Genomic DNA, 25,351 nt, shown 5'->3' with positions numbered 1-25,351 from the left:
TCATGCATCATAGCGAGATCAAGGCCGAAATTCGCAAGCTGATCGCCGACGGCACGGTACTCCCGGCGCATCCGCTCGCGCTCGACGCCAACCGTGCGCTCGACGTCAGGCATCAGCGGGCGCTAACGCGCTATTATCTCGACGCCGGCGCTGGAGGGCTGGCCGTCGGCGTGCACACCACGCAATTCGCGATCCGCGACGTCGGCCTGTACCGCCCGGTGCTGGAACTGGCGGCAGAGACCGCGGCTTCATGGACCCGGCGGCCGGTCGCGATGGTCGCGGGGCTCGCCGGTCCGACCGGGCAAGCCGTTGCGGAAGCGCAAACCGCACGTGGCATCGGCTACCACGCGGGGCTGCTCAGCCTTGCGGCGATGAAATCGGCGTCCGAGGATGAGATCATCGCGCATTGCGAGGCGGTGGCGCAGGAAATTCCACTGGTCGGCTTCTACCTGCAGCCGGCTGTCGGCGGCGTCATCCTCAGCGCCGATTTCTGGCGCTGCTTTGCTTCCATCGACAACGTCATCGCCATCAAGATCGCGCCGTTCAACCGCTACCGAACGCTCGACGTGCTGCGCGGCGTGGCGGCTGCCGGCGCGCTCGACCGCGTCGCGCTCTATACCGGCAATGACGATCACATCCTGCTCGATCTGATGCTCCCCTTCGATCTGCGCGACAAGGGCGTCACCACCCGCGCCTACTTCAAGGGCGGCCTGCTCGGGCACTGGTCGGTCTGGACCGCGAGCGCGATCAAACAGTTCGAGATGTGCAAGGCCGCGCGCGGCAAGGACAGCGTGCCGGCCGATCTCCTGGCGCTCGACGCTCGCGTCACCGATTGCAACAGCGCGTTCTTCGATGTCGCCAACAATTTTCACGGCTGCATCGCCGGCTGCCATGAAATCCTGCGGCGGCAGGGGTTGATGCAGGGGCTGTGGTGTCTTGATCCCGCCGAAGGGCTCAGCCCCGGGCAGATGGGCGAGATCGACCGCGTCTGCCGCGAGCATGGCGATCTCTCCGACGACGCCTTCGTGAGAGCCAATTTGCAGAAATGGCTGGCATGAGCGCCGACGAACCCTTCATCAGCCTGCAGAACGTCCGCAAGGTCTATCGTTCCAGGGGCACGGAATTCCTCGCCGTCTCCGACGTCACCATGGACGTGCAGGAAGGCGAGTTGGTCTCGCTGGTCGGCCCCTCCGGCTGCGGCAAGACCACCGTGCTGAAGATCCTGGCCGGGCTGCACGAGGCTGACGGCGGCACCATCAAAATCGGCAATTCAAAAACACCGTTCGATCCGGCGCGCGACATCGGCATGGTGTTCCAGCAGGCGCTGTTGCTGAAATGGCGAACCATCCTCGACAACGTATTGCTGCCGGCCGAGATCGTCGGCCTGCCGATGAAGGCCGCGCGGACCCGCGCCCGCGATCTGCTCAATCTGGTCGGCCTCGCCGGCTACGAAGACAAATATCCGCAGCAATTGTCCGGCGGCATGCAGCAGCGCACGGCGATCGCGCGCGCCTTCATTCATGACCCAAAACTGATCCTGATGGACGAGCCGTTTGGCGCGCTTGATGCGCTGACCCGCGAACAGATGAACCTTGAAATGCTGCGAATCTGGCGCGAGAGCGGCAAGACGATTCTGTTCGTAACGCATAGCATCCAGGAAGCGGTGTTTCTTGCCTCGCATTGCGCCGTGCTGACCGCAGGCCCGGCGCGGATGGCCGAATATTTCCCGATCGAGCTGCCGTTCCCGCGGGACTTACCGATCAAGACCACGGATGAATTCGGCGCCTATGCGCGGCGAATTTATGCGAGCCTTGGATTGAGCGCGGGCTAGTTCAGCGCCCAGAGATAGGCCAGCGTCGCCGCGATCCCGAGACCGGTCCGGACCGCGTGCAACCCTCCCCACTTCACGATCAGCGCGCGTGAGTCCGGGCCGGCATCATTTTCATCGATTGCATTGAGCAAATGGTTAGTGGGCATGATGCCCCACAGCGTATACGGCCAGTTGGCCAGAATGAGCACCGCGCCGACGATCCAGCGCCAGTCATGGGTCAGCCATGCGGCCAACAGACCGAGCACGCCTGAAATGACCGCGCAACTCGCCTGCATCGTGAAGCCGCGCGCGTAGCTCGGTTTCCATTGCTTCAAAAGGCTCCTGTCATCGAGGCCGAGACGCGCCGGCTGCTCGGCGAAGCTGATGAAGAACGCGGCCCCGGCAAAGGCCGCGGCGACGATCGTCGCAAGCTGTCCTGCAAACATAACGCACTCCTCGATTGACAATACATTTTCCGATTGACAATATATTGTCACATTGGGTACCAATAGTCAAATGCAAGCCAAACGACATACGCCCCGCGGCGAGGCCTTGACCGATCTGGTTCTGGCGGTGTTCCGGCTCAACGGGCGCCTGCTCGCGGCCGGCGACCAGCTCGTTTCGGACCTCGGCCTTACCAGCGCGCGCTGGCAGGTGCTGGGCGCCATCGCCAATGCGCCAAGCCCGCAGCCGGTGGCGTGGCTCGCGCGAAGCATGGGACTCAATCGCCAGGGTGTTCAGCGCATCGTCAACGAAATGCGGGAGGATGATCTTGTCGAGCTGCGCCCCAACCCGCACCATCGGCGCGCCCATCTCGTTGCGCTGACCAAACACGGAGAAAGCGCTTACGCGGCGGCCAGCCGGCTGCAGACGCCCTGGGCGAACACCCTGGCAAAGGGTCTCGACGGTGAAGAACTCGCGGCTGCAAGCCGGATCATCAAGGCGCTGGGTGAACGACTGGAAAAGTCGATCTAGCTGTCATCTGCTTTGCTGCTACAAGGCCGCGCCGGCATTCCTCGCTCGAAAATACCTTATCGGTCGCTATTCATACGCCACGGGCCCGGTATCGCGATAGGCCCAGCAACTCTCCTTCGGCAGCGAGACGTGGGTCTCGACTCCCACCTGATGCCGGGCCGCAGTGCCGAGTTCGACCACCTCCAGCCGCCGGCCGAACAGTTCGATGCCGTAGGCCGTCTGCGTTCCCTGATAGCGGCGGTCGAGGACGCGGGCGGAGAAGACGTTGGCGCCGCCATGTTGGCCGATCGAGATGTTCTCTGGCCTCAGCGCAATACGCACCTTATCATCCGGAGCGAGCGAATGCAGCAAGGCCACCTCGCCCCGCCGCCCCTCGCCAAAATCGACCGTGCCGAACACGCCGTTGCGTGACACCAGCGTGCCGGGGAGCTCGTTGGTCGCGCCGGTGAAATTGGCGACGAACAGATCCGCCGGACGGTTATAGATCGCGTCAGGCGTATCCATCTGCAGCAGCTTGCCGTCGCGCATCACGCCGATGCGGTCGCCGAGCACCACCGCTTCGGCCTGGTCATGGGTGACATAGAGCGCGGTCATTCCGGTCTGCTTGAGGATCACGCGAAGATCGTCGCGCAGCCGCAGGCGCAGCTTGGCGTCGAGATTCGAAAGGGGCTCGTCGAGCAGCAGCAATTGCGGGCGGTAGACGATGCTGCGCGCCAGCGCCACGCGCTGCATCTGGCCGCCGGATAAGGCAACCACCGGCCGGTCGGCATATTCCGACAGGCCGACCAGTTCGAGCGTCTCGTCGACCTTAATGCGAGCGTCGTTGCGCGAAAGTTTTCGATGCTTGAGCGGATAGACCACGTTCTGCCGCACAGTCATATGCGGCCACACCGCATAGGACTGGAACACCATGCCGAGATCGCGCAGGCGCGGCGGCACCAGGATCCCGCGGTCGGGCGACGATACGACCCTGCCGGCGATGCTGATCTCGCCCGATGTCGGGTGCTCCAGCCCGGCGACGCAGCGCAGCGTCGTGGTCTTGCCGCAGCCGGAAGGGCCGAGCAAGACCACGATCTCGCCGGCCGGCACGGCAAAGCTGACGCCATCGATCGCCGGACGGCCGATCGCAAACTGCTTGCGCAGATCGGTGACTTCGAGGGTTGCCGTCATCGGTTCGATCGTTTCCTTGATCTGATGATCATTGCCCGTAGCCGTAGGTCTTGTTCCACTCGGCCACCCAGGCCGCGTGGAGCTTCACATACTCGTCGAACTTGGGGAACCAGACCTTGACCACCTTGGGATCAAAGCCTTCCGGATAGGCCGGCGGCACCTTCAGTGACGTCAGATTGCCGAGTTCCTTGATCATGAAAGCCTGTCCCTCTTTCGACAGGCACCAGTTCAGAAACAATTTTGCAGCATTGGGATGCGCGGCGGTCTTCGGAATGCCGGAGGCATAGGGATTGACCGGCGCGCCTTCCGGCGGAAAGAAAATCTGGATCGGTGCGCCGTCCTTCTGCTTCGGATAGATCGCGTTGTAGAGCAAAGGCCCCATCGCGATTTCGCCGCGCACCAGCGAATCCGACATTGGCGCGCCAGAAGGATAGAGGACCGGATGGGTCGCCGCCTGCTTGGCCCAGTAATCCTCGCCGAGCACCTGGCGCTCGAACATGATCCGGGTCCATGTGGTGCCGCCCGACGGGCCGATCACCTGCCCGATCAGCTTGTCATATTTGGGATTGGTGAGATCCTTCCAGGTTTTCGGCGGATTCTTTACGAGCTCAGTGTTGTAGGCGATCGACCATACCAGTGTGGCACGCGGCCAGAGCTGGGGCGCGACCTGCGCCTCGGGATTGTAGTCGGCGGCGTTCGGCGGCGCGTAGTCCTGGAACATGTCGGCCAGCGGCTGCATCAGTGCGCGGTCGGAATGATCGACCACATCGGCGATCAGTTTCCCGGCCGCCGCCTCGGTCTTTACGCGGGTGATGAGCTGGCCGCCCGGCGCGCGCACCATCTCGACTTTGATTTCAGGGAACCGCTTGTTGAACGCCTTGATGACCTGCTGCTCGACCTCGGCAAAGTTCGCGGTGTAGTAGACCAGCTTGCCCTCGGCCTTCGCCGCCGCAATCAATTCGGGCGAGCCGAATTCTTGCGCCTGCGCCGCTGCGTTCCATGTCAGCGCAAGACCGGCGATGCCGGCGATTGCAGCAATACTGCCGAAGGTCCTTCCAGTCATAGCCAATCCTCCCCTTCGTCTTGTTATCCGGTTCGGGCGACACTGCCCTGCGCCGCGCCGCGCGACAGCCAGTTGGCGCCGCCAATGAGAACGCCGAGCAGAACGGTCTGCACCAGGCTGAAGGCTGCGGTCTTTCCGAGGTTTCCGCCTTCGTAATAGTCGAGCAGCAGCACCGACATCACCATGGTGTTGCTGGTATAGAGAAACAGCGAGGAGCCGAGCTCGCGGATCGCGAGCACGAACAACAGCGTCATCGAGGCGATCACGCCCGGCCGCGCCAGCGGCAGCACGATCGTCCTGATGGTGCCGAGCACGCCCTTGCCGCAGACCCAGGCCGCTTCCTCGAGCTCGCGATGAATTTGCAGGAACGAGGTCGACAGCGACTTGACCGTATCCGGCATGAAGCGCGCGATGAACGCCAGCGCCAGGATCCAGATCGTGCCGTAGAGCCCGCCTGGAATACCGATCCATGCCCAGAGATAGGCGACGCCGACCACGAGGCCGGGGATCGCGACCGGCAGGGTCGAGATCACGTCGATCCAGCGCCGGCCCGTCACCTGGGTGCGGTGAATGGTGTAGCCGGTGGCGAAGGCGAGCGCGCCGCCGACCATGGCGGTGATGATGCCGACCTCGACCGAGTTATAGATCGAGCGCATGGTCAGCGGATTGTCGAAGATGCTGTGAAAATGCATCAGGGAATACTGCCTGGCGTCGAACAGACTGCTGACGTCGCGGATGAACATGAATTTTCGAAATGCCGCGACGATCAGCGCGAGCGACGGCAGCACCACCACGACCAGGAGATAGACGATGCCAAGGCCGAAGGTGAACCAGCGCCAGCGCCCGAGATCGAGGCTGCGTGGGCGGAATGCCTTGCCGGCGACGGTAGTATAGCTGCGGCCGCCCAGCACCTTGTGCTGCAGGAACACGAGAAGGCCCGTGACGACCATCAGAATGATCGCAACCGCGGCGGCCGTGTTGTAAAGCGGCGGCGACCAGTTGGTGAGTTTGAAAATGTAGGTAGTCAGCACGGCAAGGTTGGTGGGCGCACCCAGCACCGCCGGAATGCCGTAGATGCCGAGCATGACGATGAACGACAGCAGCATGCCCGAGACGATCGCCGGCATGATCAGCGGAAACGTCACCGTGAACAGTGTCGCGAACGCGCTGGCGCCAGAAATCTCCGCGGCCTCTTCCAGGCTCGGGTCCATGTTGCGCAGCGCCGAAGATGTGAACATGTAGACATAGGGCGCGTAGTAGATGCCGAACACGAACACCAATCCCCACATCGAGTAGAAATCGACGCGCCAGTCCAGCCCGATCCATTTGAACATGGTGTTGATCAGGCCGGTCTTCGGCGAACCCAGGATGGCCCATGCCACACCCGCAACCAGCGGCGGCGCGAATAGCGGCAGGATGCTGGCGGCAGCGATAAAGCCCTTGAACGGCGTATTGGTGCGAACGACGATCCAGGAAAACAGCAGCCCGACCGCGACCGCGATCAGGGTGCCGCCGCCGCAGGCGATCAGCGTGTTCGCGAGCGCCTCGGCGACATTCGGGTTCGCCAGCACGGTGAGGAAGTTCGTGACCGAGAGGTGACTGAGCGAGATGCCCTCGACCACCGGATTGGTATCAGTGAGCGCGCCGAGCAACAGCATCAGGATCGGATAGATCACCAGAAAGCCGAGGATCGCCAGCAGGAGCGTGACCCACAAGCCGGGCCACACGTGCCCACGCCTGCCCTCACCCGCGCTACGCATGACTTCGCTGTACCGGCTCGCCAGTCCGTTCAAAGCGTTTCCTCTCGCCGGTGACCGTCTTTTTATGGAATTGCGGTCGCTGTCCACCTCAAGCCTAGTCGATCGCTTGGCGGGCGGGAAGGTATCCGAAAGTCGGCGCGCGGATATGGCGCGGAGAGCGCTTTTCCGATGCGCCGCAGTCCCTTCGCATACGCATCATGCAGCGGTGTGCCTGTGGCTTGCGCCGCGTCCGTAGTACACGCCGCAGCGGGCGCGACCGCCCCCGGCGTGGAGAGCCCGATCTGATGTCACTGGATACAATCGCAAAGCCGCCCGCCCCCGCGCCCATCGACGGTCTGCCCCCGGAACTCCGGCGCTGGGCGGTCGCGGCGATCTTTACCGCGCTGGCGATGGCTTCGCTGGATACGGCGATCGCCAACGTGGCCCTTCCCGCCATCGCCGCCGACCTCCATGTCAGCCCGGCCGACGTGGTCTGGGTGGTCAACATCTATCAGATCGCGCTGGTTGCGACGCTGCTGCCGCTCGGCGCGCTCGGCGAGATTGTCGGTCATCAGCGAATCTATCTCGGCGGCCTGTTGCTGTTCACGCTGGCATCGCTCGGTTGCGCCTTCGCATGGTCGCTCCCCAGCCTGACGGCGGCGCGGGCGCTGCAGGGATTGGGCGCCAGCGGCATCATGAGCGTGAACGCGGCGCTGGTCCGTTTCGTCTACCCGACCCACATGCTGGGCCGCGGCTTCGGCCACAACGCGCTGGTGGTCGGAACGGCGTTCACGTTCGGGCCGACGATTGCCTCCGCGATCCTAGCGATCGGAACATGGCCGTGGCTGTTCGCGATCAACATCCCCTTCGGGGTGATCGCAATCTGGATCGGCCTGAAGACCTTGCCGAAAACACCGCGGGCAAAGCATGCATTCGACTTTGCGAGCGCGGCGCTGACCGCAAGCTGCCTCGGGCTCTTCATTGTCGGAATAGGGAGTGCGGCGCATCAGGCCCCTCCCATCCTGGTCGGACTGGCGCTTGGTGCAGCATTGCTGCTCGGCTGGATCATGACCCGCAGGGATGCGGACCATCCCGCCCCGATGTTGCCGATCGATCTGTTTCGGCGGCCGATGTTCGCGCTGTCGGCGGCCACGTCGGTCTGTTCATTCGCCGTGCAGGGACTGGCGTTCGTCTCGCTGCCCTTCTACTTCGAGGACGTGCTGCACCGGTCCCAGGTGGAGACCGGCTTCTTCATGACGCCCTGGCCGCTGGTCGTGGCGATCATGGCGCCGATCGGAGGCCGGCTTTCCGACCGCTATCCCGTCGGCATCCTTGGCGGCCTCGGGCTGGTGTTGCTCGGCATCGGCATGGCGCTGCTGGCAACGCTGCCACCGGATCCCGGAATCGCCAACATCGTTTGGCGCAGCGTGATCTGCGGCATCGGATTCGGCTTCTTTCAAACGCCCAATTTGCGGGCGCTGATGTCAAGCGCGCCACCGCATCGCAGTGGCAGCGCCAGCGGCATCGTCGCGACCGCTCGCCTGACCGGACAAACCCTCGGCGCCGCGTTGGCAGCCCTGTGCTTTGCCCTCGCCGGTCACAACGGCGCCACGGTGGCGCTGATGCTCGGCGCCGGATTTGCCGCGCTTGGGAGCCTGATGAGTTTCCTGCGCCTGACGGTGGGGGCGGACCGGACATGACTGCCATGCGGTCACCGCAATGCCCCGCAACACCGGCGGATCAAATTTCTTCCTGCGTGCCAACACGCTTTTTCTTGATTTGAACTATTCCAGGTTGCCGGCCAAATATCGCGCCCGAAGCTCACTCGGTGGATTGAGCGAACAGGGGATACGCGATGGCAAATCTCACAATCAACGGCAAATCAATCAGCGTGGACGTGGAAGAAGACACGCCGCTTCTTTGGGCAATCCGGGAGAATGTCGGACTGACGGGCACCAAATACGGATGCGGCATTGCACAATGCGGCGCCTGCACCGTGCATGTCGACGGAGTCGCGATGCGCTCCTGCGGCGTCACGGTCAGCGAAGCGGTTGGCAAACAGATCACCACGATCGAAGGACTCGCCAGCAACGGCGCACTGCACAAGGTGCAGCAGGCCTGGGTGGCCAACGACGTGCCGCAATGCGGCTATTGCCAGAGCGGCATGATCATGGCGGTCGCGGCGCTTCTGAAGGAGAAGCCGAAACCGACCGACCAGGACATCGACGAGGCCATCACCAATATCTGCCGTTGCGGGACCTTCCAGCAGGTCCGCGAGGCGATCCACGCTGCCGCGAGCGCTTGAGGGGAACGCCATGAACCAGCACGTTATGCCCAAACTCAATCGCCGCGCCTTCGTGATCGGCACGGCTGCCGCCGGCGCCGGCCTCGCTATCGGCCTCGATCTTCCTTTCGGCGGACCGACCGTGGTGCGCGCCGCCGACGGCTCGCCCGAGGTCAATGCCTGGGTGGTGATCCGCCCCGACGATACCGTCGTGATCCGTATCGCCCGCTCGGAGATGGGACAGGGCTCCCTCACCGGCCTCGCCCAGCTCGTCGCCGAAGAGCTGGAATGCGACTGGTCGAAGGTCGTCACCGAATATCCGACACCGGGTCAAAGTGTCGCACGCAAGCGCGCCTGGGGCGATTTCTCGACCGGCGGCAGCCGCGGCATCCGTTCCAGCCAGGATTATGTCCGCAAAGGCGGCGCTACGGCGCGCGTCATGCTGGTGCAGGCCGCCGCGAACGAATGGAAGGTGCCGGCCTCGGAATGCACCGCTTCCAACAGCGTCATCACCCATACGCCGTCGGGCAAGACCACGACCTACGGCAAGGTGGTGGAAGCCGCGGCGAAGCTCGAGCCGCCGGCAGACGTCAAGCTGAAAGATCCCAAGGACTGGAAGATCGCCGGCAAGGGCGTCAAGCGGCTCGACACCGTCGACAAGACAACGGGTGCGATGATCTATGGCGCCGACGTCAAGCTGCCCGGCATGCTCAACGCCGCGATCAAGGATTGTCCCGTCTTCGGCGGCAAGCTGAAGAGTTTTGACGAAGCCAAGATCGCCAGCATGAAAGGCGTGAAGAAGGTGGTGAAGGTCGGCGATATGGCAGTCGCTGTCGTCGCCGACACCTGGTGGCACGCCAAGACCGCGCTCGATGCGCTGCCGATCGTCTGGGACGAAGGCGAGAACGCCAAAGTCTCCAGCGAGTCGATCGCAAAGTGGCTGGCCGAAGGCCTCGACAATGCGCAGCCGGCTTACATCGGCAACCAGAATGGTGACGCCAAGGCCGCGATTGCGAGCGCCGCCAAGAAGATCGAGGCGGTCTACAACTATCCCTACCAGAACCACGTCACGATGGAGCCGCTCAACGCGACCGCGCTCTACACCGCGGACAAATGCGAGGTCTGGTGCGGCACGCAGAACGGCGAAGCGGCATTTGCCGCCACGCTCGAAGCGTCGGGATTGCCGGCCGAAAAATGCGAGGTGCACAAGCTGATGCTCGGCGGTGGCTTCGGCCGCCGCGGCATGACCGATTACGTCCGGCAGGCGGTGCTGATCGCCAAGCAGATGCCGGGCACGCCGGTCAAGCTATTGTGGTCGCGCGAAGAGGACATGCTGCACGGGAAATACCATCCGGTCACGCAGTGCAAGCTGACCGGCGCCTTGGATGCCGACAACAATCTCACCGCGCTGCATGTGAGATTGTCGGGACAGTCGATCCTGTTCTCGGTGCGCCCGGCGGCGCTAGAAAACGGCAAAGACCCGGCGGCGTTCCAGGGGCTCAACGCTACTGGCGAAGCGGCGATCGGCTATTCGGTGCCGAATCTCCTGGTCGAGCATGCCATGCGCAACCCGCATGTCCCGCCCGGCTTCTGGCGCGGCGTCAACGTCAATCACAACGCGATCTATCTCGAATGCTTCATGGACGAACTGGCGCATTCGGTGGGCCAGGATCCGGTGGAATTCCGCCGCAAGCTGATGAGCAAGCATCCGAAGCATCTCGCCGTGCTCAATGCCGTGGCCGACAAGATCGGCTGGGGCAAGCCCGCGCCGCAGGGCGTCTATCGCGGGATTGCGCAGGTGATGGGATATGGCAGCTATGTCGCGGGTGCGGCGGAAATCTCCGTCACCGAGGGCAGCAAGATCAAGGTGCACCGCATCGTCGCCTCGACCGATCCCGGCTACGTCGTCAATCCGGCGCAGGTCGAGCGGCAGATCGCGGGCTCTTTTGTCTACGGCCTGTCCGCCCTGTTCTATGGCGGCTGTACGGTGAAGGACGGCAAGATCGAGCAGACCAACTTCGATACCTACGATTCCATGCGGATTGCCGCGATGCCGAAGGTGGAATGCGTCATGGTGCCGAGCGGCGGCTTCTGGGGCGGCGTCGGCGAGCCGACCATCGGCGTCGCCGCACCTGCGGTGCTCAACGCCTACTTTGCGGCAACCGGCAAGCGGATTCGTTCGGTGCCGCTGAAGGACCAGAACATCACGTTTGCCTGACAATAGCGGGCGGCGGCTGAAACCAGCCGCCGCTCCCACTCCCGGATTGTTCCCATGGATGCCACGCGCCCGCTGACGCGCAGAGATGTCGCACGCGGTGTCGCCGCGTCCGTCGCGGCTGCGGCATTGCCATGCCCATCGTTCGCGCAAGCGACGGCGCATATCGTCGTGATCGGCGGCGGGTTCGGCGGTGCGAGCTGCGCGCGAGCGCTGCGACAGCTCGATCCAAACCTTCAAGTGAGCTTGATCGAGCCAAATCAAACCTTTACCGCCTGCCCGTTCAGTAACGAGGTGATCGCGGGCATGCGGGATTTGCCGGCCCAGCAATTCAGCTATGACAGGATCGCCGCAGGCGGCGTGACCGTCATTCCGCAGGCCGCCGCGAAGGTCGATCCGCAGGCGCGCACCATCGCGCTGGCCGATGGCCATTCGCTTACCTATGACCGCCTCGTGCTGTCGCCCGGCATCGACCTGCGGTTTGATGCCCTGCCCGGCTATGACGAAGCTGCCTCCGCCAAAATGCCCCATGCCTGGAAGGCCGGCGAACAGACGACGCTGCTGCGCACGCAGATCGAAGCCATGCAGGATGGCGGCACGATCGTGATCGCAGTCCCTGCGGCGCCGCTGCGCTGTCCACCTGCGCCCTACGAGCGCGCCAGCCTCATCGCGCACTATCTGAAAACGCGAAAACCGCGTTCGAAGGTCCTGATCCTCGATGCCAAGGACGGTTTTTCGCAGCAAAAGCTGTTCGAGGCCGCGTGGAAGGAGCTCTATCCCGGCATGATCGAGCGGATCGCGCTCTCGCAAGGCGGACGGGTGACCTCGGTCGATCCCGCGACCAACACCATCATCACCGACTTCGGCAATTATGTCGCCGATGTCGCGAGCGTGATCCCGCCGCAAAAGGCCGGACTCATCGCCGAGATCGCGGGGGCGGCCGACAATACCGGCTGGTGCCCGATCGATCCCACGAGCTTTGCCTCGAAACTCGTGCCCAACATTCACGTTATCGGCGACGCCTGCATCGCCGGGCAGATTCCGAAAGCGGCGTCGGCCGCGCGTGCGCAGGGCAATGCTTGCGCGGCTGGCATCGTGGCCATGCTATCGGGCAAGGGGCCCGAGACGCCCCGGCTGAGCGGCGCCTGCTACAACACCGTCGCGCCGGGCTATGCCTTCTCGCTGTCAGGCGTCTATCAGCCGAAGGACGGCCAGTTCGCCGAGGTCGAGAGCGCGACGAGCCCGGTCAACGCCCCGCGCGAGGTGCGCCAACGCGAGGCGGAAGGTGCGGAAAACTGGTTCAAGACGATCACGGTGGAAACGTTTGGCTAGATCGAGGGCTTATGTCGGGATGTTGCTTGCAGGCTTGCTGCTTGCCGTGCCGTGCCCGGCCGGCGCGCAGGCCCTGCAGCCTTATACCGTCGTCGGCGATGCCATTCCGGAGCCGCTCACGAATGCGCGAGGCGATGCAGCCCGCGGGCGGGCGCTCGTCGTCGAACGTTCCAGCACTTGCATCCTCTGCCACAGCGGCCCATTTCCCGAGCAGAAGTTCCAGGGCGACCTGGCGCCTGACGTTTCCGGTTCCGGCAGCCGCGCGTCCGAGGGCCAGCTTCGGCTCCGGCTGGTGGACGCGTCCCGCCTCAATGCCGCGACCATCATGCCGTCCTATTACCGCGTGGACGGCCTTGATCGCGTCGGGACGCCGTGGCGCGGCAAGCCGATCCTGTCGGCCGAACAGATCGAGGATATCGTGGCGTATCTCCTGACGCTGCGTGAATAGGAAGGTACGATGCAGCAACCGCCAAATTCATCACGCCGCCAGTTCCTCGGCCTCGCCGGTGGCGCAGCCGTGCTCGGCGCGCTTCCGGTCGTCACTGTTCGCCCCGCGGAGGCTACGCCGGCGATGCTTGCCTCCGCGATCCAGAGCGTCACCGGCGGCGCGGCGGTGCGCACCGGCAAGGTCAAGCTCGACATCCCGCCGCTGGTCGAGAACGGCAACACCGTACCGATGACGGTCAGCGTCAACCATCCGATGGCGGCGGAGGATCACGTCCGCAGCATCCACGTCTTCAACGAAAAGAATCCGCAGCCCAACATCGCGAATTTTCATCTCGGTCCGCATAACGGCCGGGCGCAGGTTTCGGCCCGCATCCGTCTCGCCGACAGCCAGAAGATCGTCGCGATCGCAAAGCTCTCGGACGGGTCGTTCTGGTCCGCCAGCGTCGACGTCGTGGTGACGCTGGCGGCCTGCACCGAGGAGGTGATCTGATGGCCTCGGCAATGATCAACGTTCCAGCGAAAGCTAAGCGTGGCGACATCATCGAGATCAAGACGCTGATGTCGCACATCATGGAACCCGGCTATCGCCATAAAGCCTCAGGCGAAGTCGTTCCGCGCGACATCATCACGAGCCTTACGTGCCGCTTCAACGGCAATGAGATTTTCCGCGCCGACCTATTTCCGGCTGTTGCCGCCAACCCCTTCATTACTTTCTTCACCACCGCAACCGAGAGCGGCAAGTTCGAGTTCGAATGGATCGGCGATCAGGGGTTTTCGGAAACCGCGTCCGCCTCGATATCCGTCGAATGAGATTTGCCGGCACCATGGCCGTTGCGCTGCTGATCGTTGGCTCTGCCTTCGCCGCCGAGATCCCGCCACCCGACCGCCGCTCCGGCTACGAGTTCATGAAGCCGGACACCAAAGCGATGCAGGACGAGGATACCGCCAATCCCGGCATGCTCTGGGTGCTTGACGGCGAAAGCTTATGGAAGCGCAAGCTAGGCGCCGCCAACAAGGCCTGCGCCGATTGCCACGACGATGCGCGCACCAGCATGAAGGGCGTAGCCGCCCGCTACCCTGCCTTCGACAAGGCCACCGGCCGTCCCGTCGATCTGGAGCAGCGCATCAATTCGTGCCGCAGCAACCACCAGCAGGCGACGCCGCTACCCTTCGAGAGCCGCGAACTGCTGGCGCTCACCGCCTTTGTCGCGCGGCAATCGCAGGGCGTACGAATCGAAACCGGCGCCGACCCGCAGCTTGCGCCGTTTATCGCCAAAGGGCGCGAGCTCTACATGCAGCGACAGGGCCAGCTCAATCTCGGCTGCGCCAACTGCCATAATGATAACTGGGACAAGCGGCTGGCGGGATCGGCGATCACGCAAGCGCACCCGACCGGCTACCCGCTCTACCGGCTGGAGTGGCAGTCGCTCGGATCGCTGCAGCGGCGCCTGCGCGCCTGTATGTCAGGCATAAGGGCCCAGGCCTACGATTACGGCGCGCCGGAACTGGTCGAACTGGAATTGTATCTGATGTCACGGGCGCGCGGGATGGCGATGGAAGCGCCGGGGGTGCGGCCTTAGGCAGTCGGCGATCAACGCTCCGCGAATGCCTTCTCGACCACGAACTGCGCGGGCTCGCCGTGATTGCCTTCGACAAATCCCCTGCCGTTGAGCAGCGTGCGCGTGTCAGCCACCAGCGCCGGGCTGCCGCAGATCATGACGCGGTCATGGGCGGGATCGAGCGAGGCCAGCCCGATATCGGCGAATAGCTTGCCTGAATTGATCAGGTCGGTGATGCGGCCGCGGTTGCGGAAGGGATCGCGGGTCACGGTCGGATAATAGACCAGCTGATTGCGGATATATTCGCCGATCAGTTCGTCGTTCGGCAGCTTTTCGGTGATCATCTCGCCATAGGCGAGTTCCTTCACGCGGCGGCAGCCGTGCAACAGCACCACCTTCTCGAACCGCTCATAGGTCTCGGGATCCTTGATCACGGAAAGAAACGGGGCCAGGCCCGTGCCCGTGCCGATCAAATAGAGGTTGCGGCCGTCCTCGAGGTTGTCGATGACCAGTGTACCGGTGGCCTTGCGGCTGACGATGATCTCGTCGCCCTGCTTCAGATGCTGGAGGCGCGAGGTCAGCGGCCCGTCCGGCACCTTGATTGAGAAGAATTCGAGCCGGTCCTCGTAATTGGCGCTGGCGACCGAGTAGGCGCGGAGCAGCGGCTTTTCGCCGACCTTCAGCCCGATCATGGTGAACTCGCCGTTGCGGAAGCGGAACGAAGGATCGCGCGTGGTGGTGAAGCTGAACAGCGTATCGGTCCAGTGATGGACGCTCAGCACGCTTTCCTGGTTGAAATTGCTCATCGCACCGTTCCCTGACCTGCACGCCGGATTGACCGGCTCAATCATTCGTATACGATCGTTCGTATACAAATGAATAATCCAGCTTGATCCGATCGTCAAGCCGGGCAGAATGTCCGGCGAAGGCATTGAACCAAAAGGAAAAACCATGGCCCACGATGCACCCCAGGCGACCGGCCCGAGCAAGCTGGTGATCCGCAATATCGGGCTGCTGCTATCGGGGGCGCTGGAAAAGCCGATCCTGGACGGCGATACGATCGTGGCCGAGAACGGCAAGATCACGGCCATCGGCCGCTTCAAGGACGTCAACACCGAGGGCGCCACCACCGTGGTCGATGCCAACGGTACCACCGTCGCGCCGGGCCTGATCGACAGCCACGTCCATCCCGTCGCCGGCGACTGGACGCCGCGGCAGAACCAGAGCAACTGGATCGACAGCTACCTCCATGGCGGCGTCACCACCATGATCTCGGCCGGCGAAGTCCACATGCCCGGCCGCCCCCGCGACGTCGTCGGGTTGAAGGCGATGGCGATTTTTGCGCAGCGCGCATTCTGGACGCTGCGTCCCGGCGGCGTGAAAGTTCACGCCGGCGCGCCGGTGATCGAATGCGAAATGGTCGAGGACGATTTTAGGGAATTGGCGGCGGCCGGCGTCAAGCTGCTCGGCGAAGTCGGCCTGGGCGGCGTCAAGGACGGCCCGACCGCGCGCAAAATGGTCGGCTGGGCGCGCAAGTATGGCATCCAGAGCACGATCCACACCGGCGGTCCGTCGATCCCCGGCTCCGGCCTGATCGACAAGGACGTGGTGCTGGAAGCCGACACCGACGTGGTCGGCCACATCAACGGCGGCCACACCGCCCTGCCCGACGACCAAATTCGTTGCATCTGCGAGGGTTGCAAGCGCGGGCTGGAGCTCGTTCACAACGGTAACGAACGCTCGGCGCTGTTCACGCTGCGCACCGCGCGCGAGATGGGCGACCTTCACCGCGTTATCCTTGGCACCGATGCGCCGGCCGGCTCCGGCGTGCAGCCGCTCGGCATTTTGCGCATGGTCTCGATGCTGTCGTCGCTCGGCGACCTGCCCGCCGAACTCGCCTTCTGCCTTGCCACCGGCAACACCGCCCGCATGCGCGAGCTCGACTGCGGCATCATCGAGGTCGGCCGCTCGGCAGACTTCGTCCTGATGGACAAGGCGCAGCACTCGCCCGGCAAGAACATTTTGGAAAGCGTGCAGCTCGGCGATCTCCCGGGCATCGGCATGACCATCATCGACGGCATCGTCCGCACCCAGCGCAGCCGCAACACGCCGCCGGCGGGGAAAGTGCCGGAGATCCTCATCGGGCATTGATGCCGCTGGCCCTGCGAGTGCGCCGGGCGACTATACCCTCAAACGCGACGACCGAATTGCCGGTCAGGCCTCATTTTTTGTGAGCTCACTCACACTTAGCCCTTACGAACCGCGTGGAACCCGCGCACGGCTGCTTGCGGCGAATAGCCACCATGGTACGGTGTAGGCGCTGGAAAGATTGCTTGCCTCACACTGTATTCGTATTCGCAGTTGGGAGCCAATCCAAGCCATGGCCCAAATTCGTGACATCAAGTCAGGCCGAACGGGTGAGCCATCGCCCGAGCCAATGCCACGCCGCCTTGCGGCCATCGTGGCAGGCGACATCTCCGGTTACAGCCGTCTGATGCAGATCGACGAGGAAGGGACGCACAATCGCGTCAAGCGGATCGAGCGCGACCTCATCGAACCCAGCATCAGAGAACACCACGGCAGGCTTGTTAAAACCACGGGCGACGGCTTCATCGCCATTTTCGACAGCCCGGTCGAAGCCGTCCGATCCAGCATCGTGATCCAGCAAAATCTGGTTGGCCGCAATGCATCGCTGCCCAAGCATCATTGGATCGAATATCGGATTGGCGTCAATCTTGGGGACGTGATTATCGAAACCGACGACGTCTATGGCGACGGCGTCAATATTGCCACGCGGCTTGAGGGCATAGCCCATCCCGGCGAAGTCTATATCTCCGGCGGCATCTATGAGCAGATAAAGCATAAGCTGGTTTGCGGATACGAGTCGCTCGGTGATCGAAAGGTCAAGAACATCACCGATCCCGTTCGGGTCTACCGGGTGCTTCCCGACCCCTCCGCCCTTAACGCATATCGGAACCGGCGCGAACGCGTCCTGATGCTCTTGCTCGGCATTGCGATGCTGACCATTGCGATCGGCACTCTCTGGTACATGTTCGCACAGCCTCGCAAGGCGATAAATCAGGCGTCGGCTCCCGTTTCATCTCCGGTGGAAGCGCCGAAGGCGCCTGCGCCTGCCGCGAAACAACGAGCGCCGGCGCCCCAACCTTCTCCTTCCGTAGCACCAACGCAACAACAGGCGGCGCCGCTACCGCCGCCGGCGTCTTCCGCCGCACCCGAGACTCCGCCGACGTCGCAAGCCGCTGCACCGGTTCGAGAACCCGAGATGATTTCGCTTCGGGGTGGCAGCTTCGCGATGGGCAGCAACGAAGACGTTTCGGAAAAGCCGGTCCGCCAGGTAACGGTTAAGCCATTTGCGATGGGGAAATTTCCGGTCTCCGTGCGGGAATGGAATGCATGCGCCGCCGCAAAGGCATGCGGGTTTACGGCGAGCGGAAAGGACGATGCGCCTGTTGGAAACGTAAGCTGGAGCGACGCAAAGCAGTACGTCGCCTGGCTCGCCGAAACCACCCGCAAGCCGTATCGACTACCGAGCGAAGCTGAATGGGAATATGCAGCGCGCGGCGGCACGCAGACCAGATACTGGTGGGGCGATCAGTTTCAGCCCGGCATGGTCAATTGCAAGAACTGCAGCGACATTCCAGCCATCGATCAGCCGGTCAAGGTCGGCAGCCTGAAGCCAAATCCTTTTGGACTCTTCGATATGGGCGGCGCCGTCGATCAATGGGTCGAAGATTGCTGGCACAGAAACTATCAAGGCGCTCCCGCGGACGGATCAGCGTGGGTCGAGAACGAATGCCCCTCGCACGTCATCCGTTCCGGTTCCTGGAGGAAAGACTCGACCTATGCCCGGACATCAAACCGCGGAAGCTATGACACCAACGTTCGATATCCCACCCATGGGTTCCGCGTCGCACTTTCTCCCTAAGGGAGCGTTGAAGAGGCAGTCATGAAATTCATGCAGTGGATCGCTCTGTCAGCAGCGCTCACTTGCCTGCCGTTCGCCGCGTGCGCTCAAGGAAAGCCCGCACACAAGGATGCCCTTCTCTATTTCGTGTGGCCGCAGAACGGCGCCTCCATCAAAGGCGGATTTTGGTGCCGCTTCGGTCTGCGCAACATGGGCGTTACGCACGCTGGCGACACCTACCCGAACAGCGGCCATCATCATCTTCTGGTCGACGTGAATGAGCCGCTCAATCCGAACGAACCGATCCCGCAGGACAAGTCACATCTTCATTTTGGGGCGGGCCAGACCGAAGCGCGGATCGAACTTCCGCCCGGCAAGCATACGCTCCAGCTCGTGCTGGGGGATGCCGAACACTACCCGCACAATCCTCCCGTGGTCTCGCAGAAAATTACCATCACGGTCAGATAGGGCGGAACTCTTCGCCGATTAGCGCTTCGAACTACCTGTTTTGTGTGATCGGCTGATTGGTGGTCCAGGCAACCGGATCGGTCGCACCATCGTTGTTTTCGCCTGCGATATTGCGGTGTATTGTCGATTGCACAAAGCTTGGCCGGCGGCACTCGCGAGAGGAACTCAACGCGCCGGGTATTTCTTGCTGATGCATGCCGCCGAGCCGTGTTGCTGAACATCGAGGCAAACAGGGAGGCAGTACGATGAACATTCGGCCCGACCCCACGTTTCACGCTTCGCCAAAGCTGGCCATGGAAGCTCCTCCGGAGCGCTTCGCCTACACCGTGCTGCTCAGCCCGGACTCTTCAAAACCGGATGCACTCGCGGTCATCGACGTCAATCCGGATTCCCAGAGCTACAGTCAGGTCGTTCACACCGTGACGATGCCCAACAAGGGCGACGAGTTTCACCATTTTGGCTGGAACGCCTGCTCATCGTCGCTATCGCCGCTCACCGGACACGCCTTCCTCGAGCGCCGCTATCTCATCATCCCCGGCATGCGGTCATCCCGCATCTACATCGTCGATACCAAGCCGGATCCCACCAAGGCGGCCATACACAAGATCATCGAGCCGGAGGAAATCTTCAAGAAGACCGGATACTCGCGGCCCCACACGGTTCATTGCGGGCCGGAAGGCATCTACGTCTCTACGCTCGGCGGCGGTGGCAAGAACGGCACCGATGGACCGCCCGGCGTCTTCATCATGGATTGCGAGACGTTCGAGGTGCTCGGACGGTGGGAGCTCGATCGCGGTCCGCAGACGCTGCACTATGATTTCTGGTGGAACCTGCCGCGCGACTACATGGTGACGAGCGAGTGGGCATTGCCGCCGCAGTTCGAGAACGGCATCGTGCCGGAAGATCTGCTCTCCAACAAATACGGCCATCGGATCCACTTCTGGGATCTGCGCGCCCGGCGCAATGTCCAGACCATCGATCTCGGCGCCAACCACCAGATGGCGCTGGAAGTACGTCCCGCGCACGATCCCGTTCGCGAATACGGCTTCCTGGGCGTCGTGGTCGACACCACCAACCTCGAAGGCTCGATCTGGACTTGGTGGCGCGAGGACGGCAAGTTTCACATCGAGAAGACGGCGACGATCCCGCCCGAGCCCGCGCCGAAGGAGCAACTGCCGCCGCTTCTGCAAGGCTTTGGCGCCGTGCCGCCGCTGGTAACGGACATCGACTTGTCCTTGGATGACAAATTTCTGTACGTCGCCTGCTGGGCCACGGGCGAGATGCGTCAGTACGATGTCAGAGAGCCGAGAAAGCCGAAGCTTGCCGGCTCGGTACACATCGGCGGCATCGCACGCCGCACGCCGCACCCGAACGGCAAGGCGTTTGCGGGCGGACCGCAGATGGTCGAGATCAGCCGCGACGGCAAGCGGGTGTACTGGACCAACTCGCTGTATTCGACGTGGGACGACCAGTTCTATCCCGATGGTGTACCCGGGGCCATGGTGATGGCCAATGCGAAGCCGGACGGCGGCCTCGAGCTGGCAAGAGACTACTGGGTCAATTTCCCCGATGGATATCGGGCGCATCAAGTCCGGCTCGACGGCGGTGACTGTTCGACGGATTCGTTCTGCTATCCGTCGGTTTGAATGTGAGCGCAGCCGACTGGACGCCAGCCTGGCTCTGGCTGGCTGTCATCGCGAGCGGCCTCTACCACGGCGTCAACCCGGGCATGGGGTGGCCGCTCGCCGTTTCCGCTGGATTGATGGAGAGGAGCCCGCGGGCGCTGGTGGCCGCGCTTGGGCCGCTCACGGCCGGCCATCTGCTCGCGATGCTGCTGGTGATCCTGCCCTTCGCGCTATTGGTTGCCGTCGTCGAATGGCAGCGCACGATACAGATCGGCGCAAGCCTCCTCGTCATCGCCTTCGGTCTGTTCCGACTTGCCAACCGGCGTCATCCAAGGGTTTTGGCGCGGATATCGCCTGCGCAATTGGGACTTTGGTCGTTCGCCGTGGCGCTCGCCCATGGCGCGGCGCTGATGCTGGTGCCGATCTATCTCGGGCTCTGCCGGGAAGCCGAACTCGACAGCGGCCACGAGGCCGCCGGCACGCTCATCAATGCCAATCTCGGCATGGCCGTGCTGGTCGCCATTGTCCATGCCGCCGCGATGATCGCCGCCGGAGGATGTTGTGCGTGGCTCGCCTACCGCTATCTCGGCCTCAAATTCATATCGCAGAGCTGGTTCAATCTGGATACGACCTGGGCCGTCAGCCTCATTCTGGTGGGCGCGGTTGCATTGGTGCTCAACCTGACCTAGCTAGCGCGGCCGCGTGCCATTCAGCGCAGCTTGTCGAGCAACGCGATCAGTGTCTCGCGCTCGTTCGCATCGAGTGGCGCCAGCGTCTCGCGGCTGATCGCGAGCGCGTTCGGCGCGGCCTTCTCCGCCAGTTGCTGGCCGGCGCGCGTCAGGCTCACCAGCAAGCGGCGGCCGTCCTCAGGGTCCGGGCTGGTCTCGGTCAGCCCGCGTGCGGTCAAGCGGTCGATCACGCCCTTGATGGTGGCGACGTCCATCGCCGTCAGCCGCCCCAGCAGGTTCTGCGAGCACGGCCCGGTCTCGGTCAGCTTTGCAAGCGCCGCCCATTGCGTCGGTGTCAAATTGATTCCGATTTCGCGGGCGAAGATGGTGGCGTGGCGCTGCCAGACCTGGCGCAGGATGAAGCCGATCTGTTCGTCGAGAATGTAGGACGGCCGCGCTGGCTTGACCGCTCGTTTCGGCGAAACACTCCTCCCCATTTTTCCGCCCCTTCCCTTGCCACCGGCTACAGCGACAGATGCGCGTCCCGGATGTCCGGCCGCGCATCGAGTTCCGCCATCGTGCCGCCGAAGCAGATCTTGCCACGCTCGATGATGTAGGCGCGGTCGGAGATCAACCGCGCGAAATGCAGATTCTGCTCGGATACCACGATGCTGACGCCTTCCCTCTTCATCGCGAGAATGGCTTCGACCATCTGCTCGACGATCTTTGGCGACAGCCCTTCGGAGGGTTCATCGAGCAGCACCAGCGACGGATTGCCCATCAGCGTCCGCGCAATCGTCAGCATTTGCTGCTCGCCGCCGCTCATGCGCCCGCCCGGGCGGTTGCGCATTTCGCCGAGATTGGGAAACAGCGTGAACAGTTTTTCGCGCGTCCACTGCGGCGCGTTGGGCCGTTTCGGCTGGCGGCCGACCTCGAGATTTTCCTCAACCGTCAGGTCCGTGAAGATGCGACGCTCCTCCGGCACATAACCGAGCCCGCTGCGCACGATCGCATGCGTTGGCTCGCGCGAGACGTCCTTGCCTTCGAAGACGATCCGCCCCGAACGGTTCTCGACGAGACCCACGATCGAACGGAAGGTGGTCGATTTGCCGGCACCGTTGCGGCCGAGCAGCGCGACCACCTCGCCCTCGCCGACTTCGAGCGCGATATCGAACAGGATATGCGCCGGGCCATAAAAACTGTTGAGATCGGCGACCTGCAGCTTCATGCGCCGGCTCCCTCGCGGTGACGTGCGTCGTAGACAAGGCCTTCGCCGAGATAGATCGCGCGCACCTGCGGATTGCCGCGAACTTCCTCGGGCGAGCCTTCCGCGATCAGGCTGCCGCGATTGAGCACAAGAATGCGGTCGGCATGTTCGAACACCACGTCCATGTCGTGCTCGGTGAAGAGCACGCCGATCGACTGCTCGCGGGCGATGCGCGCGGTGAGCCGCATCAGCTCGATCCGCTCGCGCGGCGCCATGCCCGCGGTTGGCTCGTCCATCAGGAGAAGTTTTGGTTGGTTGGCGAGCGCGATCGCAAGCTCGAGCCGCTTGAGATCGCCGTAAGCCAACTCGCCGCACGGACGCCCGGCATAGGCGCCCATGCCGACGAGATCGAGCAGCCGCCCCGCCTCCTCGCGCGCGTAACCTGCGGTCGAGCCCCAGAGGTTGAACAACTGCCTGCCAGACGACACCAGCGCGACCTGCACGTTCTCGCGCACCGTCATGGTCGGGAACGTCGCGGTGATCTGGAACGTGCGCCCGACGCCGAGCCGCCAGATCGCGCGCGGCTTCCGGCCGACGGTATCCTCGCCGAGCAAAGTGACGCGGCCACTGTCCGGGATGTTCTGGCCGTTGAGCATGTCGAAGCATGTGCTCTTGCCGGCGCCGTTGGGACCGATCAGCGCCAGGATTTCGCCGGCGCGCAGTTCGAACGACACGCTGCGCACGGCATGGACGCCGCCATAGGACTTGCTCAGATTCTCGACCGACAGCAATGTGGGGACCATGCTCATTCGGCAACCTCGACGCGGGAGGTAGCAAGCGCGGATTTCGGTTCGGAGGGTCGCCGGCGATTCCTGATCGTCTCCAGCGTGCCGACGATGCCCTTGGGGAAGGCCACCACCATCAGCACGATGAAGCCGCCCAGCACCAGTTTTGAGAGATCGGTTTGGCTGACCAGCCAGATGTTGGCCGCCTTGAAGACGATGGCGCCGATAACAGCACCGGAAACCGTCTCGACGCCGCCGAGCAGCACCATCACCAGCGCATCGACGGACAGCGAGATGCCAAGGCTGTCGGGGAAGACGCTTCCCTTAAGATAGGCGAACAGCGCGCCGCCGATGCCTGCGACCGTCCCTGATATGACGAAGGCCGTCCACTGCACGCGCTTGCCGTTGATGCCGATCGCTTCGCTGCGCAGCGGCGAGTCCCGCGTCGCGCGCAGCGCGAAGCCGAACGGCGAGAACACGATCACCCGCAACACCGTGACCGCAAGCGCGGCGATCGCAAGCGACAGCCAGTAAAAACTGGGCGGGCCCGCGGCCCATTTATCCGGCCAGACGCCCAAAATGCCGTTGTCGCCGCCGGTCACGGTGACCCACTGGAACGCGATCGACCAGACGATCTGCGCAAAGGCCAATGTCAGCATCGCGAAATAGACGCCCGATAGTTGCACGGCGAAGAAGCCGAATACCGCAGCCCCGAATAGCCCCAGCAGCGGACCCAGCAGCAGCGAGACGATCATCGGCAGCCCCGCCGCCTTGGCGAGGAACGCGACGCCATAGGCGCCGAGCCCGAAATAGGCGGCGTGGCCGAACGAGGCGAGCCCGCCGACCGACATCAGGAAATGCAGGCTGGCGGCAAAGATCACGAAGATCGCGATCTCGGAGCCGACGGTGAGCGCATAGTTGCCGGCGAAGAACGGCAGCATCGCCGCAAGAGCTAGCGCGCCGATCGACATCAACCGCTCGCCCGAGGTCAGCGGCCGCCACGGATTGACTGTCAGCCCGGGCGTGCGGCGCGCGGCGGCTTCAGGCTTGCCGAACAGGCCCCAGGGACGCACGATCAGCACCACCGCCATCACCAGGAACACCAGGATGATGGAGATTTTTGGGAAAATAAGAATGCCGAAGGCGTTGAGCTCTGACACCAGCACAGCGGCCACGAAAGCGCCGATGATGCTGCCGAGGCCGCCGATCACCACCACCACGAACACGTCGACGATGATGCGCAGGTCGAGCGCGTGATGCACCGCATCGCGCGGAATCTGCAGCGCGCCGCCGAGCGCGGCGAGAAAGACGCCGAGCGCGAACACGCTGGTGAACAGCCATTTCTGATTGACGCCAAGCGCCGCCACCATGTCGCGGTCCTGCGTCGCGGCGCGCACCAGCACGCCCCAGCGCGTGCGCTGGAACAACAGCCAGAGCACGCCGAGCACGACTGGACTAAGCGCAATCAGGAACAGATCGTAGCTTGGGATATTCTGGCCGAAGAAATCGACCGCGCCCCTGAAGCCGGGCGCGCGGCGGCCGAGCAGATCGTCCGGTCCCCAGATCAGCACCACGATATCCTGGACCATCAGAGTGAGGCCGAAGGTCGCGAGCAGCTGGAACAATTCCGGCGCATGATAGATCCGCCGCAGCAGCACCATCTCGACCAGCACGCCGACAATGGCCACCACCAGCGCCGCAACGACGATGCCGCCCCAGAAGCCAAGCGCGCCGGAGAAGCGCTCGGTCAGCGTGAACGCGAGATAGGCGCCGAGCATGTAGAACGCACCATGAGCGAAATTCACGATCCGCGTCACGCCGAAGATGATCGACAGCCCCGACGCGACCAGAAACAGCGACGCCGCGCTGGCGAGACCGGTCAGGAACTGAACGAAGTAGAAGGCCATGGGCGGTCCGGGTTGGTGGTCGCTTCAGATTAGATCGGCGCGTCGGGGCTCGACTTAGCCTCTCCCCGCGCGCGGGGAGAGGCCGGAATTCAAGCGTCAGCTTGAATTCCGGGTGAGGGGCTTTATCCGCAAGCTTACTATCAGTGGAATTCGCGGAGACAGCCCCTCACCC

General features: G+C 63.5%; 25 protein-coding genes. 16 read left to right on the top strand and 9 right to left on the bottom strand.

The annotated features are described in order from the left end of the window. The first annotated feature begins 2 nt into the window (after window positions 1-2). Together V1293_RS34600 and V1293_RS34595 are read left to right on the top strand one after the other, a co-directional pair. The gene (locus tag V1293_RS34600; RefSeq protein ID WP_334516121.1) at window positions 3-1,058 is read left to right on the top strand and encodes a dihydrodipicolinate synthase family protein; all 1,056 of its coding nucleotides are present in this window, start codon (window positions 3-5) and stop codon (window positions 1,056-1,058) included. Next, window positions 1,046-1,831: an ABC transporter ATP-binding protein gene (locus V1293_RS34595; RefSeq protein ID WP_334516120.1), complete on the top strand. Its 786-nt coding sequence runs from the start codon at window positions 1,046-1,048 to the stop codon at window positions 1,829-1,831. Before V1293_RS34600 ends, V1293_RS34595 begins: the two co-directional genes overlap by 13 nt. Here V1293_RS34595 and V1293_RS34590 read toward each other — a convergent pair. Then, the gene (locus V1293_RS34590; RefSeq protein ID WP_334516118.1) at window positions 1,828-2,256 is read right to left on the bottom strand and encodes a DUF1772 domain-containing protein; all 429 of its coding nucleotides are present in this window, start codon (window positions 2,254-2,256) and stop codon (window positions 1,828-1,830) included. The genes V1293_RS34595 and V1293_RS34590 overlap by 4 nt on opposite strands. Before the next feature lie 106 nt (window positions 2,257-2,362). Between V1293_RS34590 and V1293_RS34585 the strand changes: the two genes are divergently transcribed. Then, on the top strand, window positions 2,363-2,785 hold the full coding sequence (locus V1293_RS34585; protein ID WP_442894322.1) for a MarR family winged helix-turn-helix transcriptional regulator: 423 nt from the start codon (window positions 2,363-2,365) through the stop codon (window positions 2,783-2,785). A gap of 66 nt (window positions 2,786-2,851) precedes the next feature. Here V1293_RS34585 and V1293_RS34580 read toward each other — a convergent pair whose 3' ends face one another. From V1293_RS34580 to V1293_RS34570, 3 genes are read right to left on the bottom strand one after another with little or no spacing between them, the layout of a single operon-like run. After that, window positions 2,852-3,955: an ABC transporter ATP-binding protein gene (locus tag V1293_RS34580; RefSeq protein WP_334516115.1), complete on the bottom strand. Its 1,104-nt coding sequence runs from the start codon at window positions 3,953-3,955 to the stop codon at window positions 2,852-2,854. A gap of 28 nt (window positions 3,956-3,983) precedes the next feature. Continuing rightward, window positions 3,984-5,018 carry an ABC transporter substrate-binding protein gene (locus tag V1293_RS34575; protein ID WP_334516114.1) on the bottom strand — a complete coding sequence of 345 codons (1,035 nt, stop codon included), beginning with the start codon at window positions 5,016-5,018 and terminating at the stop codon, window positions 3,984-3,986. A 23-nt stretch (window positions 5,019-5,041) separates the two neighbouring features. Beyond that, complete coding sequence (locus V1293_RS34570) at window positions 5,042-6,745, bottom strand: ABC transporter permease (protein WP_334516112.1); 1,704 nt, start codon at window positions 6,743-6,745, stop codon at window positions 5,042-5,044. Between the two features lie 317 nt (window positions 6,746-7,062). Between V1293_RS34570 and V1293_RS34565 the strand changes: the two genes are divergently transcribed. The 8 genes from V1293_RS34565 to soxA all read left to right on the top strand — a co-directional run bounded on the left by V1293_RS34565 (window position 7,063) and on the right by soxA (window position 14,615). Beyond that, complete coding sequence (locus V1293_RS34565; protein ID WP_334516110.1) at window positions 7,063-8,457, top strand: MFS transporter; 1,395 nt, start codon at window positions 7,063-7,065, stop codon at window positions 8,455-8,457. 155 nt (window positions 8,458-8,612) lie between these two features. After that, window positions 8,613-9,062: a (2Fe-2S)-binding protein gene (locus V1293_RS34560; RefSeq protein WP_334516109.1), complete on the top strand. Its 450-nt coding sequence runs from the start codon at window positions 8,613-8,615 to the stop codon at window positions 9,060-9,062. Between the two features lie 10 nt (window positions 9,063-9,072). Further along, window positions 9,073-11,259 (top strand): xanthine dehydrogenase family protein molybdopterin-binding subunit, encoded by a 2,187-nt coding sequence (locus V1293_RS34555; RefSeq protein WP_334516107.1) that lies wholly within the window; start codon window positions 9,073-9,075, stop codon window positions 11,257-11,259. A 54-nt stretch (window positions 11,260-11,313) separates the two neighbouring features. Next, a complete protein-coding gene (locus tag V1293_RS34550; protein ID WP_334516105.1) occupies window positions 11,314-12,588 on the top strand; it encodes an NAD(P)/FAD-dependent oxidoreductase in 1,275 nt (424 codons plus the stop codon). A 19-nt stretch (window positions 12,589-12,607) separates the two neighbouring features. Beyond that, window positions 12,608-13,036: a sulfur oxidation c-type cytochrome SoxX gene (gene soxX, locus V1293_RS34545; protein ID WP_334516103.1), complete on the top strand. Its 429-nt coding sequence runs from the start codon at window positions 12,608-12,610 to the stop codon at window positions 13,034-13,036. A gap of 9 nt (window positions 13,037-13,045) precedes the next feature. Continuing rightward, complete coding sequence (locus tag V1293_RS34540; protein WP_334516101.1) at window positions 13,046-13,525, top strand: SoxY-related AACIE arm protein; 480 nt, start codon at window positions 13,046-13,048, stop codon at window positions 13,523-13,525. Further along, complete coding sequence (gene soxZ / locus V1293_RS34535) at window positions 13,525-13,845, top strand: thiosulfate oxidation carrier complex protein SoxZ (protein ID WP_334516099.1); 321 nt, start codon at window positions 13,525-13,527, stop codon at window positions 13,843-13,845. Before V1293_RS34540 ends, soxZ begins: the two co-directional genes overlap by 1 nt. Then, a complete protein-coding gene (gene soxA, locus V1293_RS34530; RefSeq protein WP_334516097.1) occupies window positions 13,842-14,615 on the top strand; it encodes a sulfur oxidation c-type cytochrome SoxA in 774 nt (257 codons plus the stop codon). The genes soxZ and soxA overlap by 4 nt, the downstream gene beginning before the upstream one ends. An 11-nt stretch (window positions 14,616-14,626) precedes the next feature. Here soxA and V1293_RS34525 read toward each other — a convergent pair whose 3' ends face one another. Next, on the bottom strand, window positions 14,627-15,400 hold the full coding sequence (locus V1293_RS34525) for a ferredoxin--NADP reductase (protein ID WP_334516095.1): 774 nt from the start codon (window positions 15,398-15,400) through the stop codon (window positions 14,627-14,629). 145 nt (window positions 15,401-15,545) lie between these two features. Here V1293_RS34525 and V1293_RS34520 point away from each other — a divergent pair, with 145 nt between their 5' ends. From V1293_RS34520 to V1293_RS34500, 5 genes are all read left to right on the top strand, one after another. Next, window positions 15,546-16,745 carry an amidohydrolase family protein gene (locus tag V1293_RS34520; protein ID WP_334516093.1) on the top strand — a complete coding sequence of 400 codons (1,200 nt, stop codon included), beginning with the start codon at window positions 15,546-15,548 and terminating at the stop codon, window positions 16,743-16,745. Window positions 16,746-16,974: 229 nt separating this feature from the next. Further along, window positions 16,975-18,540 (top strand): SUMF1/EgtB/PvdO family nonheme iron enzyme, encoded by a 1,566-nt coding sequence (locus tag V1293_RS34515; protein WP_334517040.1) that lies wholly within the window; start codon window positions 16,975-16,977, stop codon window positions 18,538-18,540. Between the two features lie 21 nt (window positions 18,541-18,561). Then, window positions 18,562-18,987, top strand: coding sequence for a DUF4399 domain-containing protein (locus tag V1293_RS34510; protein WP_334516092.1), 426 nt, complete (start codon window positions 18,562-18,564; stop codon window positions 18,985-18,987). Window positions 18,988-19,232: 245 nt separating this feature from the next. Further along, entirely contained in the window at window positions 19,233-20,633 is a 1,401-nt protein-coding gene (locus V1293_RS34505; RefSeq protein WP_334516090.1) for a selenium-binding protein SBP56-related protein, read from the top strand. A 2-nt stretch (window positions 20,634-20,635) separates the two neighbouring features. Continuing rightward, window positions 20,636-21,301 carry a hypothetical protein gene (locus tag V1293_RS34500; protein WP_334516089.1) on the top strand — a complete coding sequence of 222 codons (666 nt, stop codon included), beginning with the start codon at window positions 20,636-20,638 and terminating at the stop codon, window positions 21,299-21,301. Between the two features lie 20 nt (window positions 21,302-21,321). Here V1293_RS34500 and V1293_RS34495 read toward each other — a convergent pair whose 3' ends face one another. From V1293_RS34495 to V1293_RS34480, 4 genes are read right to left on the bottom strand one after another with little or no spacing between them, the layout of a single operon-like run. After that, the gene (locus V1293_RS34495; protein WP_334516087.1) at window positions 21,322-21,777 is read right to left on the bottom strand and encodes a MarR family winged helix-turn-helix transcriptional regulator; all 456 of its coding nucleotides are present in this window, start codon (window positions 21,775-21,777) and stop codon (window positions 21,322-21,324) included. A 26-nt stretch (window positions 21,778-21,803) separates the two neighbouring features. Then, window positions 21,804-22,508: an ABC transporter ATP-binding protein gene (locus V1293_RS34490; protein WP_334516085.1), complete on the bottom strand. Its 705-nt coding sequence runs from the start codon at window positions 22,506-22,508 to the stop codon at window positions 21,804-21,806. Continuing rightward, entirely contained in the window at window positions 22,505-23,296 is a 792-nt protein-coding gene (locus V1293_RS34485) for an ABC transporter ATP-binding protein (RefSeq protein WP_334516084.1), read from the bottom strand. Before V1293_RS34485 ends, V1293_RS34490 begins: the two co-directional genes overlap by 4 nt. Then, the gene (locus V1293_RS34480; protein ID WP_334516083.1) at window positions 23,293-25,179 is read right to left on the bottom strand and encodes an ABC transporter permease; all 1,887 of its coding nucleotides are present in this window, start codon (window positions 25,177-25,179) and stop codon (window positions 23,293-23,295) included. The genes V1293_RS34485 and V1293_RS34480 overlap by 4 nt, the downstream gene beginning before the upstream one ends. Between the last annotated feature and the right edge of the window lie 172 nt (window positions 25,180-25,351).

Origin of the sequence: Bradyrhizobium sp. AZCC 1693 (assembly GCF_036924745.1) — a bacterium.
Taxonomy (GTDB): Bacteria; Pseudomonadota; Alphaproteobacteria; order Rhizobiales; family Xanthobacteraceae; genus Bradyrhizobium.
This window is presented reverse-complemented; position numbering and strand designations above follow the sequence as displayed.